The organism is Lysinibacillus xylanilyticus, assembly GCF_001183605.1.
Lineage (GTDB): Bacteria > Bacillota > Bacilli > Bacillales_A > Planococcaceae > Lysinibacillus > Lysinibacillus xylanilyticus.
In genome coordinates this window covers 1,804,809-1,824,646 of the sequence record NZ_LFXJ01000005.1, presented here as the reverse complement: position 1 = coordinate 1,824,646, position 19,838 = coordinate 1,804,809, and the positions used below count along the sequence as shown (strand labels likewise).

Genomic DNA, 19,838 nt, shown 5'->3' with positions numbered 1-19,838 from the left:
AAAGCTAGCAGGATTGTTTACCAAACCTTGAATTACGTCGAGTGGGACGTCCAAATTTACTAAGTCTCTCTATAAGAATCTAATGTAAATAATTTAGATACACCACTCTAATTTATTGAGTTAGCTACTTCTATTAAAATTTCTTCGGCATTATCTGATGCCTTTTTATTAAGGCTTAGAATATATTGGAATCCATTTTTATCAAATGTAAGAATATTGAATCCGTTCACAACAGTACTATAAAACGCAATAAAAGTTATTGAATTTTGATTAATAAAAGCTAAGAGCCTTACTACATTCTACGTAGCAAGGCTCTTTAAAGTTGTTTCAAATTACATCCATCTGTTTATATAACTCTTCACAATTACTTGATATAATATAGGTGAATAGAAAGATAAATTAAAATTTAGTTTAGTAGTTGTAAAAGTAGGTTATTTATATTATTCTCTTATAATTTTTCAAAAAGGAGAGTTTATGAAAAAGATTATTATTTTTGTATTAACGATATTTATATTATTCTCAGGATTCGCAACACAAAGTTATGCGTTGTCAGATTCGAAAACTGCGGCAATTCAAGCGTTGCTAGATGATGCCCGTCGTATATCAGGTGTGCCGGGAATGTCAATCTCAATACTTGCTGATGATGAAGTGTTCTACTTTTCTTCAGGGTATGCAGACCGTGAAAAGGGGTTGTCTGCAAGTGAAAATACACTCTATGAGTTAGCCTCGGTCAGTAAAGCTTTTACCGGTATGGGTATTATGCTGTTGGAAGAGCAAGGGCTGCTCTCAATGACTGACCCTGTCCAAAAATATTTACCTTGGTTTACGTTAAAGTATCAAGGGAAACCTGTTGATATGCAAAGCCTTACACTAAATAACTTTCTTCACCACACCAGTGGTCTAACAAATATTAGGCATACTCAAAATATTCCTCAAGGCAATACACCAGATATGTTGCAAAAGACTGTGGAAATGCTCGTGGATGCTGAATTGGCGTTCCCTCCCGGTGAACAGTATAACTATGGAACTGTTAATTATGATGTATTGGGTTTGGTTATTGAGATTGTGTCGCGACAAAGCTATGAAGACTTTATGAGGGAACAGGTATTTCAGCCATTAGGTCTTCACCAGACATATGTTTATAAAGAAGATGCTCAAGCCACTGGACAGTTGGCGCAGGGCTACCGTTCTTCCTTTTTTATGACAACTCCATTTAAAGCTCCGGATTATGCTGGGAATAAACCCGCAGGCTACATCATTTCTAATACAAAAGATATGGCGCGTTGGATGGGCATACAGATGGGTATCGTGCAGGACATACCCGAAATATTTCACACGGTTATCGAAAAATCACATAACGGTGATATGTCTGTTTCGGCTGTCAACGATATGTATTATGCGGCAGGTTGGTCGGTAAACGCCGATCAAACGATTATAGAACACACTGGGGGCAATCCAAATTTCAGAACCGAAGTAGCCATACTGCTAAATGAACGAACAGCTGTCTGCTTGCTGAGCAACGGTGCAAATACCAATATAAACCTGGTGCTAAAAGTTAAAGATATATTAGACGGCAACCTAACTCAGTCATATGAAATAAGCAGCACACAGCTTTTGGATATCACTTTGTCGTCTATCACAATTATTCTTTGCCTATTGGCCGTTTTGTTATTTCTCTTAGGATTACGCAGAAGGAAAACGAATGAGCGGCAGCCAATGACAAAAAAGAGAATAATCGTAACAATTATTTTCCTGATCGCTACGATTGCCCTGGGTATACTGTGCTGTGCTTTAGATTGGTCAACGATACTTATTTGGCAAACATATAGTGTTCTTACAGCTTTGATTTCGTCAGCATTATTAACAGCAAGCATTACATGGTTTGTATACACTCACCGATAAAATACCTTGCTCCCAAGATAAGCATAATGTTAAGTAATTAAATTTTAATTTATCGGTATGCTTAATTTGAAAAACATAAGACACTTCGGTGTCTTTTTTAATATCATCGACAATTTTCCCAGCCAAACCTAATTACTATTACTTCCACTAACTTGTTCGTTCGGAATAATGATTTTTAAACAACTATATTATTTTTAAAATGACTTTATTGTAAATTAAACAACTTTATTATTTCTGCACACCAAGTGTTGCAGCGGCAACATTTTTTTCTCGTTTTGCCTATGGCCAGTTTACTTAAAGAGGACAATTTCAAAAAAGGGGAAATAGGCTTGGAACATAAAGATGTGATTGTTGAATATGAGACAAAGAGATTTTCCAAAAAAATTTTAAAAGGATTTTTAATAACTGGTTTGTTATGTGTTGCATTGGTCGGGTATGGAGTTTATTGGGCATTTTTTGATATGAATAGGTTACCAATAGGAGAATATCTCACAGAAGAGACATCACCTAATGGAAAATACACATTAAAAGCATATGTCACCAATGGGGGGGCTACAACTTCGTATTCTGTACGTGGTGAGTTGGTATTTAATGAAAAAGGAAATAAAACTAAAAATATTTACTGGAACAATCGTGAAGATACTGCAAAAATTATTTGGATAGACAATAATACAGTGGTCATAAATGGTCATACGCTAGATGTGCTAAATGATAAATTTGATTTTAGAAATCAATGATAATCGCCCTTTACTTAAACTAATGGGGGCTTTAGTTTAAGAAGAGACAGCAATTGCTGTCTCTTTTACTACTTTCGAAGTTCTTTTTTTCAATTGATGATAAGAGTTTATTATTCCCATAAATTTCAGATTTGGTGACAAAAAACTCGTCATCGGATATCCATTCCTCACTAAAAAATTTCAGTAGCAGAATCAATAGACCTGTTTGAGGGAATTTCCTTCTTTTTTTGTTTGAAAAAAGTATAACAAGTTCACTAAAATGGCTAAATTGACTTTTAAAAATTGACTCCGTTGCAATAGATATTAGTAATCTATTAGGATAGTGTCAATGTACACAAACCACTATGGTATAATAATAAAAACGGAATAATAAGATAGAGGTACAAATCATAAATTCGATTTGTTTAAAAGGGAAGATCGGTGGAAATCCGACGCTGTCCCGCAACTGTAAATGTGAGCACGTTTCAAAAGACCACTGTTACGCATTGTAATGGGAAGGTGAAAAGTGTGATGAACATAAGCCAGGAGACCTGCCTTTATCTAGTACAACCAAAAAACCTACGAGGATAGGGGGTGTTGAGTGTGACTAGAGAATTTCTCCTGCATGCTCATAGTACGATGATTGCTAAAAGGGTAGCTTCTATAAGACTGCTTTTCTCGCCATGTCAATCACCGTATTATGTCGTGTATTTGTCATAGTAGACATCTTTCTGAAGAAGGAAAGATGTTTTTTATGCTAAATTGAAGGAGTGTTACACATGAATCTACAAGTAATCGAGTATTATGAAAGTCTGTTAAAAATTGAAGTTATGGAGAAGCAATTTACAACTACTTCTCAAACATTAAAGGAGACAGTTGAACAGTATGTTGGACAGGATGCTGTTCATAAAAATGATATTTTAACAGCTTATTCGAATGTAATGAAAGAACTAATTGGATAAAGTGAAACTTTAATCAGTGGGGACGTATTTATCCCCACTGATTATTAGTTTTACCAATCGGGCTATTACGGGCAGTTAATTCCGGACCAAACCTCTTCGTTTTCGCTTAATTTATTACTGCCCGTTAAAGCCGGATAAAGTGAAACTTTAATCAGTGGGGACGTATTTATCCCCACTGATTATTAGTTTTACCAATCGGGCTATTACGGGCAGTTAATTCCGGACCAAACATCTTCGTTTTCGCTTAATTTATTACTGCCCGTTAAAGCGGGATAAAGTGAAACTTTAATCAGTGGGGACGCATTATCCTCACTGATTATTAGTCTTCACCAATCGGGCTAATACGGGCAGTAAATCTCGCGCCAAACTTCTTCACTTTTGCTAAAATTATTACTGCCCGTTAAAGCGGGATAAAGTGAAACTATAATCAGTGGGGACGTATTTATCCCCACTGATTATTAGTATCACCAATCGGGCTAATACGGGCAGTAAATCTCGCGCCAAACTTCTTCACTTTTGCTAAAATTATTACTGCCCGTTAAAGCGGGATAAAGTGAAACTATAATCAGTGGGGACGTATTTATCCCCACTGATTATTAGTTTTACCAATCCGGCTATTACGGGCAGTTAATTCCGGACCAAACATCTTCGTTTTCGCTTAATTTATTACTGCCCGTTAAAGCGGGATAAAGTGAAACTATAATCAGTGGGGGCGTATTTATCCCCACTGATTATTAGTATCACCAATCGGGCTATTACGGGCAGTAAATCTCGCGCCAAACTTCTTCACTTTTGCTAAAATTATTACTGCCCGTTAAAGCGGGATAAAGTGAAACTTTAATCAGTGGGGACGCATTATCCTCACTGATTATTAGTCTTCACCAATCGGGCTAATACGGGCAGTAAATCTCGGACCAAACATCTTCGTTTTCGCTTAATTTATTACTGCCCGTTAAAGCGGGATAAAGTGAAACTTTAATCAGTGGGGACGCATTTATCCCCACTGATTATTAGTATCACCAATCGGGCTATTACGGGCAGTAAATCTCGCGCCAAACTTCTTCACTTTTGCTAAAATTATTACTGCCCGTTAAAGCGGGATAAAGTGAAACTTTAATCAGTGGGGACGTATTTATCCCCACTGATTATTAGTCTTCACCAAAATTAAAAGGCTAACTAATGTTCACACCTTTACGGACATTAAGTAGCTTTCCTTAATAAAAACAATCCTTTTGTTTTCTATAACCTAATAATATCAATAGGAATACATTTATTTGTCATAAAAAAAACCCTAGGACTTCATACTTATTTCACTTTTTATATATATAATAATTTTGCGCTTATTATTATAGATTGGAGAATTAGACATGAAGAACACGCTTTATCAGAGCTTTTGGCGAACGCATTTTTATGCCGCATTATTTATTACTCCACTTCTTATTTCACTAACATTAAGTGGTATAGGTTTTTTATTTTATACCAATGTTGAAAATCAGTTATATGATAAATACTTTTTTGGTGAAAGTGGAAAAACCGAGGTACAGTCTATTGATGATGCTGTTAAACTTGCAGAAGAATCATATGCTGGCTATAAAACCAATAAAATTATTGAGTTAGAAGAGCCATATAATACTCGACTTACGATGAAGAATGCAGATGGCAAAGAGAAATATGTGTTTTTAGATGATCATAACCAAATTATTGGTGGTCAAGATGCTGGTTACACATTTGCAAATATTATGAGAAATGCACATAGTTCTTTATTTATTGGGGGAACTTTTGTCAATTATTTAGTAGAATTAGCTGCATGCTGGGCTATTTTTTTACTGCTTTCAGGCATTTATATGACGTTTAAAGGAAAAGTACTAAAGAAAACAAAGCAGACAAACAAACGTCAAAAGAGTAGGAAATTCCATGCGCTTGTTGGAACAATTATAACGATACCAATGCTTGTTATTATATTCACAGGCTTACCATGGTCTGCGTTTATGGGGAAATATATTTACCAAGCTTCACAAGATCATCCATCTTTCGGTACGCCGTTATTGCAGCAGCAGCCACCTACATCTGATGTAAGTGAAATTCCGTGGGCTACTCGTCAAGAAACCCCTCCAACGTCAGATTCAGGACATGCAGCACATCATGGTATGGGAGCTAATATGGGTTATGTTGCTAACCCTAACCAACTGAGTGTGGAAAAGCTGCAACATGAAATTGATGCAATGAATATATCAAAACCATACGCTATTATTTATCCTACTAGTGAAGATGGTGTCTATACAATTGCAAAATCTAGTAACACAGGTGTCACAGGTCTTGATGTTAGTCCGAATGATGAAACAACAATGTATTTTGATCAGTATAGCGGGAAATTTATAGACAAGGTTGGATATGAGGACTATGGCATTCTTGCTAAATGGTTCACGTGGGGAATTCCATTGCATGAGGGTCACTTGTTTGGCTGGCCAAATAAATTAATTAATTTACTAGTATGTCTAGCATTTTTAGTAGTTATTATTTGGGGAGTTAGCACATGGCTTTTACGAAAAAAACAAGGAATGCTATCTGCACCACCTAAAATTTCTCAAAAGGTATCCGTTCCTTTTATCATTTTCATGATAATTTTAGGGATACTGATGCCACTATTTGGGCTTTCATTAATTGCTGTGGTACTCGTTGAATTAATCATAAATTTAGTGTCTAAAAATAAATTAGCAAAAAAAGAAGTTAATTAAAATGTTAAGCGATACTGTATCCTTTATAAGTGAGGAATGCAGTATCGCTTTTCTTTTTCTAGAGCCAACCTTTATCACTGGCAACTTGAGCAGCTTGTTGTCTAGACTCGACATGGAGTTTTTGAATAGAAGTTGATAAATAGTTTCGAATAGTGCCTTTCGTTAAAAATAACTTTTTACTAATCTCATTAGTTGTGAGTCCTACTTTTACAAGCTGCAAAACAGCAATTTCACGTTCATTAAGTGGATTCTGTTCTTTCATAAACAAAGTAGCAGCTAAATCCCTGCTGACGACCTTTTCACCATTCATCACTGTTCTAATTGTTTCGATTAAATAGTCGATCGGTTCATCTTTCAATAAATAACCATGTACCTCACAATCCATTGCTTTCTGTAAATAACCAGGCCGTGCAAAGGTAGTGACAATCATCACCTTGCACGGTAAATTTGCCTGTCTAATTTTTTCAGCAAGCTCAAGACCAGAAAGATGAGGCATTTCGATGTCCAATACACAAACATCGGGTAGTTCTTGTTGAATATATTCCCACGCTTTTTGACCATCTGAAACTTCTGCGATTACTTTTATATCAGGCTCAAACGACAACAAGGAAGTTAAGGCGCCACGTAACATTTGTTGATCCTCTGCTATTAATACTCGTATCATGTAGTTGACTCCTTTTTATAGTGTTGGATAGGCATTGTTAATGTCACAATCGTTCCGCCTGTCGGTAAGTTGTCAATGGAAGCATTACCTTGAAGGGCTTTCATCCGTTCTTTCATCGATGATAGTCCATTCCCATGTCCTTGGTTATGTAAGCCGACACCATCGTCAACAACATTTATCTTTAAAACCCCATTTATATAGTTGATATCTAATTGACATTTTTTTGCTTGACTATGTTTCATAATATTTGTAGTTGCTTCCCGAAGACATAGGGAAAGCATCGTTTCCTCCACACTAGCTAGCAGAAGCTTTGGACAATTATTTCTTATCTTTATTGAAATATCCGCTGTTTGTAAATGCTGTTTACAATGAATAAGCTCACTTTCTAACGAAATAAAATTCATATCGGAGACTAATTCTCTTACTTGCTTTAGTGCTGTTCGTGTTGTTGCTAAAATATCATTTAGCTCATCTTTAACACGCTTTGTATCTTTATCGACTAATTTTGATGTTAGTTCGGTTTTTATTTTAATCATTGTCAATGTATGACCAAGTGTATCGTGGAGGTCTCTCGCAATACGCTGTCTTTCTTCTTGCTGAACAAGCTGGGTATTTACCACTGTTAATTTCGATTGTAATTTTTTGGACTTTTCTACGTAAAAAATTAGCATTGGAAGTATTAGTTGAATGATCATAATAGGTATTATTGCTTGGGATTGTAATTTGAACGATGCTCCTGATTCAAACCAAATAACTATAAAAAACATAAAGGCAATGGCAATCATTCCTATAGCAATATGCCATTTCTTTTTAGCTCTCCCAATTAAATCAGCAAATGTAAATCCAAATAATAACATAGGAGATCCTTCATAAATACCCAGTATGATAATAAGAGTAAAGCCTAGTAAAGAAGCTAACAGTAAACGCCAATCTTTAAACCATAAAGCAATATATAAGGCTACTAAAAATAACATTAGGATAATTATTTTAGCCATTAATGGTAATGGAGAATTCGAACCTAATACCAATGTAAATAAAAAAACTAGTGATACAACATCGATAATTAAATAGCGTTTTGCCTGGTCTCTTGGATAAATCTTTATATTTCACACCAACCCTTGTCGATTATTTCTGCGTGACACTTTGAATAGCATGTTTCCGAATCCATTCCATTGGTCCAACATGAAAATGCTTGATACAAATATGTGCAATGAAAAGTTGTAGAAGGGAGAGGGTTAGCCAAATACTGATAACTTCAATACTATTCAATTTTCCACCCAAACCTAAGCCCCAGCCATAGAAAATAATTGATGCAATAATATTTTGTAGTACATAGCAACTTAAAGACATTTTCCCAATCTCGCCAAATCTCTTCCATAACCAATCAAGCTTCTTATATTCTATCATTTTACCAAATATTCCAATATAACCAATAGATAGAATTGGTGCAAATAAATAACGAACAGGTAAATCAAATGCTCCTCCAGGAATAAAGATTAAGAGATTTAAAGGCACCCCAATAAAAATACCGATTTTGAATAGCTTTTGACGCGCCTGACGTCCTTTGTCATCTTGTGAAAATACACCATTTCTCATCAGCTTAACACCTAGTAAAAATAAAAAGATATTCATTGGGATAATAAAAATTGCTTCCGTTCTATAATAAAGGAAATGTGTTAAACGATATTGTATTTGCTCAAACCAAGTGCCATTTTCATAAAGATTAACGACTGGATCGAGTCCAGCAAGGGAAACACTGGCGGCACCCTGCAATGTGCCGACTAAAATTATTAGAATCGTTAGTGCATGGAAACTACCAAAAATGTATAAAGCACGTTTAATCGCTTTATCACCAAATTTAACGATAAAGGCAACGATGATGCCTGTCACAGCATAGCTCATTAAAATATCATATTCCATGACTAAGGTGAAGTGGATAAGACCTTCCATAAATAAAAAGACTATCGTCCAAATATACATTCCAGGCCAAGCATTTCCTTTTCGCAAGGCTTGCTGATATTTTAATTCTAGACCTACACCAAACATTATTGTTAATAAACCAAGGAGTTTACCGTTTACTAAAAATAGGACTGCCATTCGTAAAAAATCGTTCAATGACCACCACCCTGAATAACTACTCGTTGTGATATACGAAATATCTCCAAGATAAGCAAAAATCCAAATATTTGTGCCAAGTGTCCCTAATACGGCAAAACCTCGTAACATATCGATTAGAGGTAATCTTTGTTGAATTTTCATCATAAAATCACTCTTTCTTTGTTTTCTTACATTAATGATAAGAAAACGAAAGGAAAAAATATATTCACACCAGTCAAAGGTTCTTTATGACAGGTGTCATTTTATGGTGTATCGAACTAGCAATGATTTGGCTTAAAAAGGCCCTTACAATAAATCAGGGCTTTATTATTTTAAATTTTTTAATTTAAATATTGCAAAAACTAATTTGATTAGTTAAAATGTAAATACAATTAGTTTGCAAAGGGGATTTGATTTTGAATGAAAATCACGAAGATTGGTACTGTGTTTCAATTGTCATTTATGCCAAGGATTTTTCCTGTTAATTGTTATTTTGTAGAGGAAGAAAGCGAGCTTACACTTATCGATGCAGCACTACCATATAGTGCAAAAAGTATAATAAAAGCGGCTGAAAGTATTGGTAAACCAATTACGAAAATCATCATTACTCACGCACATAGTGATCATATAGGAGCGTTAGACACGTTAAAGGAATTATTACCAGATAGTCAGGTGTGCATTTCTTCTAGGGATGCTTTGTTATTGGAGGGAAATAGCGCATTACTTCCAAATGAAATAAACACACCCATTCGGGGAGGTATTCCAAAAAATATTAAAACTAAACCGGACTTATTACTTGAAGAAGGCGATCGTGTTGGTTCATTAGAAGTGATTGCAACTCCAGGTCATACACCCGGTTCCATTACTCTTTTTGACACGCGCAATAGAAGTTTAATCGCTGGTGATGCCCTTATAACTAGAGGAAAATTAGTAGTAACAGGAGTGATGAATCCGTTGTTTCCATTTCCTGCTATAGCAACATGGGATAAAAGTACAGCTCTAAAAAGCGCAATAAAATTAAGGGATTTAAATCCAAGCTTACTCGCTGTTGGGCACGGAAAGATGTTGAAGCAACCACAGGAACTTTTGGACTTAGCAATAGCAGAAGCAGAAAAAAATTTTAGACAATCAAAATAGGAAGTGATAAAAATGACACGTCGAATGAAAATAGATTTATCGATTATTTTACAAAAGGCAACGGAGCTAGTTGATGAACAAGGATTGGACCAACTTTCAATTGGAATATTAGCCGAAAAATTGGAAATACGTCCACCTTCCTTATATAACCATCTTGAGGGGTTAAATGAATTGAAGCAGATGTTAGCCATTAAGGGAGTAAAGAAACTAAATGAATATATGCTACAAGCTGCAGTGGGACGTTCTGGTGATGAGGCCATTCGTGCAATTAGTCAAGCATATATTCAATTTGTTAGAGAGCATCCGGGACTGTATGATGCTAGCACTCGCTTTCCAGATTCTAACGATCAAGAACTACAGCAAGCCCAAGAAGCTGTCGTGCAACTTGTACTTCAAGTGCTAGATGCCTATAATTTGCAAGAAGAAATTGCGATTCATATGGTCAGAGGATTACGAAGTATTTTACATGGATTCACTTCTATTGAACAAATGGGGGGATTTGGGATGCCCCTTGATATCAATAAAAGCTTTTCAATCCTAATCAATACCTTTATTGAGGGCATTCATGCAGTGATGATTAATGAAGATAAATATATGCAAAGGAATGACTAAGGAGGAAATTTTGATCCTTTTTAAAAGGATTATTTTGAGTGAGGGGCTAAAAAATAAGAAGAAGCGGGAAATGCCACAGAGGATTAACTTCCCGCTATAGATGTTGGAGTAGGAGATTTGTCGTTGAACGAGTCTTCTGCTCTTTTTCATTTACATAGTATGCTTTCAAGTTGAATAACATCCCACACTATTTAGTACATGAATATATTCTATAGTCTAAAATGCCTTCATATTTTAAGTTCATATCGAAATGTTTATCCATTACTTCATAAAGTTCAGGTGCAATATCCTTTGAGTGATGAAGCTCAGGGATTGAGAAGATTGAGTTATTTTTTTGTATATGAATATTTTTAAAACTAGCCTGATTAAACAAAGCTACCCAATCCTTTTTCATTAAACAAGAATCAAATCCATAAAACTGTATGATTTCCTCTTCATTTTTTTCTTCAAGTGGTTGATTAATAGTAAATTCAATGGCAATAAACCGACCGCCTTTCTTTAACAAACGAAAAATTTCTTTTAGGGCATTAGGTTTATTGACAAAAGAAAGAACAGATTCAGAAATAATAAAATCAAATGTATGATCAGGTAATGGTACTTGTTCTATAGAGCATTGCATTATTTTTACGGGTAAGTGATTTTTTTTCATTCTCCTTTTAGCCTTTGCGACCATTTCAGAATTGATATCAATACCTGTTACTTTTGCTTCATATGTTTCCGCCAAATAGGCAGAGGTTTGGCCTGTACCACACCCTACATCCAAAATGCGGGAGTTTTCGTTAATGCTCTCTGCCTTGAATATTTCCTTTGTTAGATTAATACCACCAGGATGCGCACCGCCAACGCCAAATTTGGACAGAAATTCTAGATATTTCGAATTTTGAATCGGAATCCCTTCTTTATTCGTATTTTTGTATAATATGAAATTAAAAATACTATGGTTCCTGAGTTGTCATGAAGAACCTTTACAGAAAGGAGGGGAGATTAATAAATAATTTGGGCTTCGACATTTTTACAATACATATCTATATATTTTTTTTAGCACCTTCTTCGATAGTCTAAACAATAAAAAAATACAGACGTATACTAGAAAAAAGATATTTGATAGGGGGTGAATTGATGCCATTTTATCCGCCTAATTCTAGAATGAGACCACCATTCCCACCAAGAAATAGACAAGGTTTTGGCCCTCCTATGCAAGGTAGAAGAGTGCAACCTTTCTTTTACCCTAATCAACAGCCCCAACCTTCTAGATTTGGAAGATTACCACAGCATTTAAATACAATTATGGGCCATGCGGGTACAATAACAAATGGAGTTGGTATGTTAAGGCAGATGGGAGCATTAATAAATTTCTTTAGGTAGATGGATTTTTTAAAGTCCGCCTTTATAAAATAGCAGGAAAGGCTTGAGAATAATTAGAACCCCTCTGAAGAGTAAATTCTCTTAAGAGGGGTTATTGTGATTGATAAATCATTGTATTTAGTTCTTAATGCTTATTTAAGTTGCTTTTCAATAATAGAGCGATTTTTCTCTTTAAATACTTCATTATGTGATGACACGACCCCATGGCGGTAGGCAGTAGGCTCTAGATAAGTTTTGATAGAGTTCACAGCATTGGCTGCATCTTGGAAAGTACCTAAAAGGAGATGAATTTTTCCTTCAAATGATAAAATATCACCCGCTGCAAAAATACCAGGCTGCTCAGTTTCTCCGGTTGCTTTCCCTTCGAAATAGTAATCTTCTTTTTTAGGAACGGTAATCGCTTGATCTAACTCTAATGATGCTTCACGGTTATAGCCATGACTAACAATTACTTCATCGATTTGACGGGTATAGCTTTGCTTTGTTTTTGAGTTTTCACACGTCACTAATTGAATCGCTGTTTTGTCAGCATTAGCGGTCAATTTTGAAATAGTTGTATGGCATTCGATCTTTACTCCAGCATCTAAAGCCTCTTGAATTGTTGCTTCATGGGCAGATAATTTATCTTTACGATAAACTACAGTTACGTTTTTAGCGATAGGACTAAGTTCAACTGCCCAGTCAAGAGCCGCATTTCCACCTCCTGAAATAATAATTTCCTTGTCCACAAAGTGTCGATAAGACTGTACGGTATAGTGTAAATTAGTCATTTCATATTTTTCTGCACCTTCTAGTGAAAGTTTTTGAGGGTTAATAATACCACCACCAACTGCTAAAAGAACAGTCTTAGAGTAATGTTTATCACCTTGTGCAGTATGTAGAACAAAAATATCATCTTGGCGCTCGATGAAATCAACTTTTGTCCCTGTTAAAATGGTTGGATCAAAAGTTTTTGCCTGCGCAATTAACTGTTTTACAAATTGTTCGCCTAATACTGGAGGGTGACCACCAATATCCCAAATTAGCTTTTCAGGATAAAGTAAAACTTTACCACCAAGCTGTTGTTGACTCTCAATTAACTTCGTTTTCAATCCTCGTAAACCACTATAAAAGGCACTATATAGGCCTGCAGGGCCACCACCAATAATTGTTACATCGTATATATGTTGCATTTATACCGTCACATCCTTAAAAAATTAATAAAAAAGTGTTTGACAAAACTTAATAGGAAAACTAGACTAAATTAAGTGATAATGATTATCATTATCGAACAATTGTTATCATAGCATGCAAAGAAGTAAAAGGAAAGAGAGGTTATGTTGTGCGTTTACAAGTTGAATCGATTCGTATCGGCTACGAGGATAAAACGATTGTGCATGATTTATCGCTACAAATTCCGGACGGTAAAATAACGACCATTATTGGTTCCAATGGCTGTGGTAAATCAACACTTTTAAAGGCTATTACAAGGATTTTGAAGCATAAGAGTGGACATGTCATATTAGATGGTCAAAATATTTCCGAGATGAATACGAAAGAATTAGCGAAAGAGCTTGCCATATTACCACAAAGTCCAGAAAGTGCACATGGTTTAACAGTGGAAGAGCTTGTATCCTACGGTCGATTTCCATATCAAAAAGGCTTCGGTAATTTATCGCAAAAGGATAAAGAAATGATTGACTGGGCCTTAAAGGTAACTAAAACGGATGACTTTCGTCAGAACACAGTTGATGCCTTATCAGGTGGACAGCGTCAGCGAGTGTGGATTGCAATGGCATTAGCGCAAGAGACCGATATTATTTTTTTAGATGAACCAACAACTTATTTAGATATGGCGCATCAATTAGAAGTTTTAGAATTACTTAATAAGCTTAATGAAGAAGAGGGACGCACAATTGTCATGGTGCTACATGATTTAAATCAGGCAGCACGTTTTTCAGATTTTATTGTTGCGCTGTCAAAAGGAGAGCTTGTGAAGTTCGGTACTGCTGAGGAAGTCATGGTACCTGAAGTATTAGAAAAAGTGTTTAATATTGATGCAGTCATTGGTAAGGATCCACGTACAGATAAGCCAATGTGCATTACATATAACTTACTACAAACAGTGTAAAAGGAGATATATTCATGAAAAAGTGGTTACTACCAATGTTTATGATTGTCGTACTAGTGCTTGCAGCGTGCGGCAATAAAGAAGAGAAGGCGGATGAGGGCTCAAAAGATAAAGCATCTGCAGAAACGATTACGTATCAATCAGAATCAGGTCCTATTGAAGTACCAGCTAACCCTAAACGTGTAGTTGTGTTATCTTCATTTGTTGGGGATTTACTAAAGCTTGGCGTTAATGTTGTCGGTATTGATTCATGGACTGCAGATAATCCAAACTTCCAAGATGAAATTAAAGATGCAGTGGTTGTTGAGAATACGGATATCGAAAAAATTATCGAGCTTGATCCAGATTTGATTATTGGTTTAAATGGTATTGAAAATGCGGATAAATTAGCAGAAATCGCACCAACTGTATTATTTACTTATGGTAAAGTTGATTACTTACAGCAATTTATTGAAATCGGTAAAGTTGTGAATAAAGAAAAAGAAGCAACTGATTGGGTAAAAGATTTTAAAGAACGTGCTGCAGAGACGGGTACAAAAATTAAAGAAAAAATCGGCGAAGATGCAACGGTTACTGTCGCAGAAATGTTTAATAAACAAATGTATGTGTATGGAGATAACTGGGGTCGAGGAACAGAAATTTTATATCAAGAAATGGGCTTGAAAATGCCTGAAAAAGTAAAACAAGACGCTTTAAAACCAGGTTATTTTGCAATTTCTACAGAAGTATTAAATGAATATGCAGGTGACTATGTGATTTTTAGTACATTTAAAGGTGAGGATAGCGCCATTAAAAATGCTGCGTGGTTTAAGGATTTAGAAGCGGTGAAGAATGGTCATTTATTTGAAGTGAATGGCAACGAATTTTACTTTAATGACCCAATCACTTTAGATTATCAACTAGATTTCTTTGAAAAGAAATTTTTACAATAATTTCAGTAGAGAGTAGCGAAGGCAAATGACAAAGTTTCGACATTCCCCATTTTGGCTTCAGGTATTGCTTGCACTGATCTTATTAGCGGTTACAGTTACGATCTCACTTTGTGTCGGCGCGGCAAATACAAGTATTGAAGATGTCTATCAAGCGATTGTCGGACAAGACGGTGGCAAGCATTATTCTATTTTACGTGAAATTCGATTTCCTCGTATTATTGCTGCTATTTTTGTAGGTAGTGCACTCGCAGTTGCTGGGGCTATTATGCAAGGGGTTACTAGAAATCCATTAGCAGATCCGGGACTTCTTGGTCTCACAGCAGGTGCGAATGCGGCACTTGCTTTGACGATGGCATTTATCCCAAATACGTCGTACTATACGCTTATTTTTGCATGTTTCATAGGTGCAGGTGTAGGGATGATTGTTGTCTATGGTATTGGCGCTTCAACCAAGAATGGCTTTTCACCATTAAAGTTAGTTTTGGCTGGGGCAGCTGTATCCGCTTTATTACAAGCAATTGCAGATGGTACGGGAATATTATTTCAAATTTCAAAAGATGTTTCGATGTGGACGAGTGGCGGTTTAATTGGCACTACATGGCAAGCTTTAATAATTGCTCCTGTTATTTTAATAGGATTAGTGATCGCTTTTATATTTAGTCGTCAGCTAACTATTTTAAGTTTAAATGAAGAAGTAGCTGTTGGATTAGGACAAAACACAGCAGTCATTAAAGGCATTATGATGTTTGTAGTTGTCATTCTTGCAGGCTCTGCAGTAGCGCTAGTAGGTAATTTAGCGTTTGTTGGGCTAATGGTGCCGCATATTGTCCGAGCAATTGTAGGGACAGACTATCGATTTGTCTTACCGATGAGCGCTATTATCGGTGGATGGTTTATGGTGACTGCGGATTTTGCAGGTAGAATGATTAATGCTCCATATGAGACACCGGTAGTTGCAATTATTTCAATTATCGGCCTTCCGTTCTTCTTACTTCTTGTTCGTAAGGGAGGTCGCCAGATTGTTTAATGTAGGACGAAAAAAACAACGTAGATGGTTAATGGCTTGGATACTATTAACAGTAGTTATTTTTGTTATGGGTATTTCAATGGGAGCAGCTTCGGTTTCGATTGATCGAATAATACCAATTTTAATGGGAGACGGTAGCTTCAAAGAATCATTCGTATTGTTCTCAGTTCGTTTACCAAGATTGTTTGTGCTAGCAGCTGCAGGGATGGCGTTAGCATTAGCTGGTGCCGTTTTGCAGGGGGTGACCCGTAATGACTTAGCCGACCCTGGTATTATTGGGATTAATGCGGGTGCAGGTGTTGGTATTACGCTTTTTTATCTCCTTGTAGGTGGTGATCTGCCTAACTTTGCGTATGTGTTACCACTTGTAGGATTTTGTAGCGCTTTATTAACGGCATTCTGCATTTACTTTTTCTCGTATAAGCGCAATCAAGGTGTACAGCCGGTCCAGCTTATTTTAGTCGGAGTAGGTGTAGCATCTGCTTTATCGGGTTTAATGATAATGATAATTTCCTCAGCTGAGCGTAGCGATGTGCAATTTATTTCGCAATGGCTAGCGGGCAATATTTGGGGAACAGATTGGCCATTTTTCTGGGCTTTATTGCCTTGGCTAGTGCTAGGCATTCCATTTATTTTTTATAAAGCAAATGTGTTAAATGTACTGGCGATGACAGAACAAACAGCGGTTGGCTTAGGCTTAAACATCGAACGAGAGCGTTTGCAATTATTAGTTGTCTCTGTAGCATTAGCTGCAGCAGCTGTATCGGTCACAGGAGGCATTGCCTTTATCGGTCTTATGGCTCCACATATTGCAAAGCAACTTGTCGGACCGCGCTTCCAGTTCTTTTTACCACTCACATTATTTATCGGTGCAAGCCTACTAATGCTAGCGGATACTATTGGCCGCGTAGCAATTTCAAGTGCGACAGTGCCAGCAGGTATAGTCGTAGCATGTATCGGCGCACCCTATTTTTTATATTTACTACGAAAAAACGACTGAATGGCTTAGGCTGTTCAGTTGTTTTTTTTTTTGTGAGCGGAAGGGGTCTTCGTTTGACGAAGAATGAAGGTAGGCCCGCTCAAAATCGTGGATAAGAAGATGAAAATGTTGGATAGCTCGGTCCAAATCGTGGATAGAAAGTGGAGAATGCTGGATAAAGCACTCATAATCGTGGATAGGAGGATGAAAATGATGGATAGCTCGCTCATAATCGTAGATAGAAATAGGAGAATGCTGGATAGAGCCCGCTCAAAGCCGGGATAGGAAGCGGAGAATGCAGGATAGTGTCCGCTCAAAGTCGTGGATAGAAAGACGAGAAAGCTGGATAGAGCGCTCCAAATCGTGGATAGAAAGCGGGGAATGCTGGATAGAGCCCGCTCAAAGTCGGGATAGAAAGCGGGGAATGCTGGATAGAGCCCGCTCAAAGTCGGGATAGGAAGCGGAGAGTGCTGGATAGTGTCCGCTCAAAGTCGTGGATAGGAGGACGAAAATGCTGGAAAGAGAGCTCAAAATCGTGGATAGAAAGAGGAGAATGCTGGATAGAACGCTCAAAATCGTGGATAGGAGGATGAAAATGATGGATAGCTCGCTCATAATCGTAGATAGAAATAGGAGAATGCTGGATAGAGCCCGCTCAAAGTCGGGATAGGAAGCGGAGAATGCAGGAGAGTGTCCCGCCAAAGGCCGGGATAGGAAGCGGAGAGTGCTGGATAGTGTCCGCTCAAAGTCGTGGATAGAAAGGCGAGAAAGCTGGATAGAGCGCTCCAAATCGTGGATAGGAAGACGAGAATGATGGATAGCTCACTCAAAATCGTGGATAGGAAGTGGGGAATGCTGGATAGAACCCGCTCAAAGTCATGGATAGGAAGCGGAGAGTGCTGGATAGTGTCCGCTCAAAGTCGTGGATAGAAAAACGGGAATGCTGGATAGCTCACTCAAAATCGTGGATAGGAAGCGGAGAATCAATGATAGTGTCCGCTCCAAATCGTGGATAGAAATAGGAGAAAGCTGGATAGAGAGCTCAAAATCGTGGATAGAACCCGCTCAAAGTCATGGAGATGATAACGAGAAGAAAGATAGTAGCGTCGTCAAAATAGGTATATGGAGCAGAAAAGTAGTAGCAGATGCTAGATCAAGACGATTTTTTCGTTCTTTTTATCTAAAAAAATTGGCTGAAAATTTATTTTGAATAATTTGTATTTCAAGTTTTTTGGAACCTCTTTTAATAATGATAATTATTAATATAATAAATAGAGGAGGGGAGAGACAATGATTTTATTAGCACGACAGCAATCACAAATGCATAGAATTCTCGAAGCCTTGATACGTAGGTTGCCTAGTACACATGTAGACTACATGAATTATTTTGATAGGTTAATGCGTATACAGGCTGGCTTTGCTGGAGAAAAGCGAGTAGATGCAGAATGGCTTGAAATTAATTTACACAATCCACATTACTTCCTACATGATTTACAAATACTTAATCACTTCGGAAATACACATCAAATAGACACTATATTATTATGCCCCCATTTTATATTGATACTAGAAATAAAAAATATAACAGGCTTTCTTGAATACGAGAAGTCTTTTACTCAATTTACAAGAACTACTGCTCAAGGTGATGTTGAGGGAATGATTGATCCTTTTCATCAAGTAAGACGACATACTGAGTGGATGAAGAGTATGTTACAGCAGTACAAAGTTGAGATTCCTGTTCATTATGCAGTCGTTTTGGCAACGAAAAATGCTATTTTATCAGAAAGTTTAAAAGGACAACCAATTTTTCATGTTTCAGGATTACGTTATCATATAAAAGAATTGTTTAAACAGCATAAAGAGCTGATTCTAGGTGCAGATGACCTCTTTCTTTTTGCTACCAAATTATTGTCCAGGCATATGCCAAATAAAAGAGAAATAACCATTCCGGTTCGGGATATTGTAAAAGGCGTACTATGTGTACGTTGTTCAAATGGACAGCGAATGAGCTATCACTCTACAAAATGGACTTGTCCACGCTGCGGATTAGTTGATCGGGAGGCTATTTTCAGAACGCTAGAAGATTACAAGTTGTTAGTGGGTGATTCATTAACGAATAAAAGCTTCTGTGATTTTTTCGCAGTAGATTCACCAGATTTAGCGTATAGGCTATTGCAGAAATTACCTGTGAAAGCAGAAGGAATAAAAAAATATAGGAAATATTGGATTAAAGATGGATAGCTCGGTCCAAATCGTGGATATGGAGTCGAGAATGCTGGATAGCTCGGTCCAAATCGTGGATAGGAAGCCGAGAATGCTGGATAGCTCGGTCCAAATCGTGGATAGGAAGCCGATAAAGATGGATAGCTCGGTCCAAATCGTGGATAGGAAGCCGATAAAGATGGATAGCTCGGTCCAAATCGTGGATAGGAAGCGGAGAGTGCTGGATAGTGTCCGCTCAAAGTCGTGGATAGAAAGACGGGAATGCTGGATAGAGCGGTCCAAATCGTGGATAGGAAGCCGAGAATGCTGGATAGCTCGGTCCAAATCGTGGATAGGAAGCCGATAAAGATGGATAGCTCGGTCCAAATCGTGGATAG

General features: G+C 37.0%; 17 protein-coding genes and 1 riboswitch. Of the genes, 12 read left to right on the top strand and 5 right to left on the bottom strand.

Translation table 11 applies throughout. The features are described from left to right. The first annotated feature begins 474 nt into the window (after nt 1-474). The 4 genes from ACZ11_RS11775 to ACZ11_RS11760 all read left to right on the top strand — a co-directional run bounded on the left by ACZ11_RS11775 (nt 475) and on the right by ACZ11_RS11760 (nt 6,315). Complete coding sequence (locus tag ACZ11_RS11775) at nt 475-1,902, top strand: serine hydrolase domain-containing protein (protein ID WP_049666270.1); 1,428 nt, start codon at nt 475-477, stop codon at nt 1,900-1,902. A gap of 329 nt (nt 1,903-2,231) precedes the next feature. Further along, nucleotides 2,232-2,639 carry a DUF5412 domain-containing protein gene (locus tag ACZ11_RS11770; protein WP_403089157.1) on the top strand — a complete coding sequence of 136 codons (408 nt, stop codon included), beginning with the start codon at nt 2,232-2,234 and terminating at the stop codon, nt 2,637-2,639. A gap of 361 nt (nt 2,640-3,000) precedes the next feature. Beyond that, nucleotides 3,001-3,191, top strand: a riboswitch (cobalamin riboswitch). A 206-nt stretch (nt 3,192-3,397) separates the two neighbouring features. Further along, complete coding sequence (locus ACZ11_RS11765) at nt 3,398-3,580, top strand: hypothetical protein (protein WP_049666269.1); 183 nt, start codon at nt 3,398-3,400, stop codon at nt 3,578-3,580. Nucleotides 3,581-4,947: 1,367 nt separating this feature from the next. Continuing rightward, a complete protein-coding gene (locus ACZ11_RS11760) occupies nt 4,948-6,315 on the top strand; it encodes a PepSY-associated TM helix domain-containing protein (protein WP_049666268.1) in 1,368 nt (455 codons plus the stop codon). Nucleotides 6,316-6,373: 58 nt separating this feature from the next. Here the strand turns inward: ACZ11_RS11760 and ACZ11_RS11755 are convergent, their stop codons facing one another. The 3 genes from ACZ11_RS11755 to ACZ11_RS11745 all read right to left on the bottom strand — a co-directional run bounded on the left by ACZ11_RS11755 (nt 6,374) and on the right by ACZ11_RS11745 (nt 9,238). Beyond that, a complete protein-coding gene (locus ACZ11_RS11755; RefSeq protein ID WP_049666266.1) occupies nt 6,374-6,979 on the bottom strand; it encodes a response regulator transcription factor in 606 nt (201 codons plus the stop codon). Further along, nucleotides 6,976-7,953 (bottom strand): sensor histidine kinase, encoded by a 978-nt coding sequence (locus ACZ11_RS11750; RefSeq protein ID WP_236690843.1) that lies wholly within the window; start codon nt 7,951-7,953, stop codon nt 6,976-6,978. The genes ACZ11_RS11755 and ACZ11_RS11750 overlap by 4 nt, the downstream gene beginning before the upstream one ends. 151 nt (nt 7,954-8,104) lie before the next feature. Next, a complete protein-coding gene (locus ACZ11_RS11745) occupies nt 8,105-9,238 on the bottom strand; it encodes a DUF418 domain-containing protein (RefSeq protein WP_049667171.1) in 1,134 nt (377 codons plus the stop codon). A 258-nt stretch (nt 9,239-9,496) separates the two neighbouring features. Between ACZ11_RS11745 and ACZ11_RS11740 the strand changes: the two genes are divergently transcribed. Beyond that, a complete protein-coding gene (locus ACZ11_RS11740; protein ID WP_049666264.1) occupies nt 9,497-10,213 on the top strand; it encodes an MBL fold metallo-hydrolase in 717 nt (238 codons plus the stop codon). A 12-nt stretch (nt 10,214-10,225) separates the two neighbouring features. Continuing rightward, the gene (locus ACZ11_RS11735) at nt 10,226-10,825 is read left to right on the top strand and encodes a TetR/AcrR family transcriptional regulator (protein WP_049666262.1); all 600 of its coding nucleotides are present in this window, start codon (nt 10,226-10,228) and stop codon (nt 10,823-10,825) included. Nucleotides 10,826-11,012: 187 nt separating this feature from the next. Here the strand turns inward: ACZ11_RS11735 and ACZ11_RS11730 are convergent, their stop codons facing one another. Together ACZ11_RS11730 and ACZ11_RS11720 are read right to left on the bottom strand one after the other, a co-directional pair. Beyond that, the gene (locus tag ACZ11_RS11730; RefSeq protein WP_455749209.1) at nt 11,013-11,684 is read right to left on the bottom strand and encodes a class I SAM-dependent methyltransferase; all 672 of its coding nucleotides are present in this window, start codon (nt 11,682-11,684) and stop codon (nt 11,013-11,015) included. Nucleotides 11,685-12,321: 637 nt separating this feature from the next. After that, the gene (locus ACZ11_RS11720) at nt 12,322-13,362 is read right to left on the bottom strand and encodes an NAD(P)/FAD-dependent oxidoreductase (RefSeq protein WP_049666258.1); all 1,041 of its coding nucleotides are present in this window, start codon (nt 13,360-13,362) and stop codon (nt 12,322-12,324) included. A gap of 149 nt (nt 13,363-13,511) precedes the next feature. Between ACZ11_RS11720 and ACZ11_RS11715 the strand changes: the two genes are divergently transcribed. The 6 genes from ACZ11_RS11715 to ACZ11_RS11680 all read left to right on the top strand — a co-directional run bounded on the left by ACZ11_RS11715 (nt 13,512) and on the right by ACZ11_RS11680 (nt 19,479). Continuing rightward, complete coding sequence (locus tag ACZ11_RS11715) at nt 13,512-14,300, top strand: ABC transporter ATP-binding protein (RefSeq protein ID WP_049666256.1); 789 nt, start codon at nt 13,512-13,514, stop codon at nt 14,298-14,300. Nucleotides 14,301-14,314: 14 nt separating this feature from the next. After that, nucleotides 14,315-15,232: an iron-hydroxamate ABC transporter substrate-binding protein gene (locus tag ACZ11_RS11710; protein ID WP_049666254.1), complete on the top strand. Its 918-nt coding sequence runs from the start codon at nt 14,315-14,317 to the stop codon at nt 15,230-15,232. 25 nt (nt 15,233-15,257) lie between these two features. Continuing rightward, nucleotides 15,258-16,259: a FecCD family ABC transporter permease gene (locus ACZ11_RS11705; RefSeq protein ID WP_049666252.1), complete on the top strand. Its 1,002-nt coding sequence runs from the start codon at nt 15,258-15,260 to the stop codon at nt 16,257-16,259. After that, complete coding sequence (locus ACZ11_RS11700) at nt 16,252-17,259, top strand: FecCD family ABC transporter permease (RefSeq protein WP_082172759.1); 1,008 nt, start codon at nt 16,252-16,254, stop codon at nt 17,257-17,259. Before ACZ11_RS11705 ends, ACZ11_RS11700 begins: the two co-directional genes overlap by 8 nt. A 490-nt stretch (nt 17,260-17,749) precedes the next feature. Continuing rightward, entirely contained in the window at nt 17,750-17,908 is a 159-nt protein-coding gene (locus ACZ11_RS26310) for a hypothetical protein (protein WP_161804457.1), read from the top strand. 620 nt (nt 17,909-18,528) lie between these two features. Continuing rightward, nucleotides 18,529-19,479, top strand: a complete 951-nt coding sequence (locus ACZ11_RS11680; RefSeq protein ID WP_049666247.1) for an NERD domain-containing protein — start codon at nt 18,529-18,531, stop codon at nt 19,477-19,479. The last annotated feature ends 359 nt before the right edge of the window (nt 19,480-19,838 follow it).

What these genes read in the sequence shown, in the direction of transcription:
- ACZ11_RS11775 (WP_049666270.1), top strand. Translation starts at nt 475, where the DNA reads ATGAAAAAGATTATTATTTTTGTATTAACGATATTTATATTATTCTCA.
- ACZ11_RS11765 (WP_049666269.1), top strand. Translation starts at nt 3,398, where the DNA reads ATGAATCTACAAGTAATCGAGTATTATGAAAGTCTGTTAAAAATTGAA.
- ACZ11_RS11760 (WP_049666268.1), top strand. Translation starts at nt 4,948, where the DNA reads ATGAAGAACACGCTTTATCAGAGCTTTTGGCGAACGCATTTTTATGCC.
- ACZ11_RS11755 (WP_049666266.1), bottom strand. Translation starts at nt 6,979, where the DNA reads ATGATACGAGTATTAATAGCAGAGGATCAACAAATGTTACGTGGCGCC.
- ACZ11_RS11750 (WP_236690843.1), bottom strand. Translation starts at nt 7,953, where the DNA reads ATGTTATTTTTAGTAGCCTTATATATTGCTTTATGGTTTAAAGATTGG.
- ACZ11_RS11745 (WP_049667171.1), bottom strand. Translation starts at nt 9,238, where the DNA reads ATGAAAATTCAACAAAGATTACCTCTAATCGATATGTTACGAGGTTTT.
- ACZ11_RS11740 (WP_049666264.1), top strand. Translation starts at nt 9,497, where the DNA reads ATGAAAATCACGAAGATTGGTACTGTGTTTCAATTGTCATTTATGCCA.
- ACZ11_RS11735 (WP_049666262.1), top strand. Translation starts at nt 10,226, where the DNA reads ATGACACGTCGAATGAAAATAGATTTATCGATTATTTTACAAAAGGCA.
- ACZ11_RS11720 (WP_049666258.1), bottom strand. Translation starts at nt 13,362, where the DNA reads ATGCAACATATATACGATGTAACAATTATTGGTGGTGGCCCTGCAGGC.
- ACZ11_RS11710 (WP_049666254.1), top strand. Translation starts at nt 14,315, where the DNA reads ATGAAAAAGTGGTTACTACCAATGTTTATGATTGTCGTACTAGTGCTT.
- ACZ11_RS11705 (WP_049666252.1), top strand. Translation starts at nt 15,258, where the DNA reads ATGACAAAGTTTCGACATTCCCCATTTTGGCTTCAGGTATTGCTTGCA.
- ACZ11_RS26310 (WP_161804457.1), top strand. Translation starts at nt 17,750, where the DNA reads ATGCTGGAAAGAGAGCTCAAAATCGTGGATAGAAAGAGGAGAATGCTG.
- ACZ11_RS11680 (WP_049666247.1), top strand. Translation starts at nt 18,529, where the DNA reads ATGATTTTATTAGCACGACAGCAATCACAAATGCATAGAATTCTCGAA.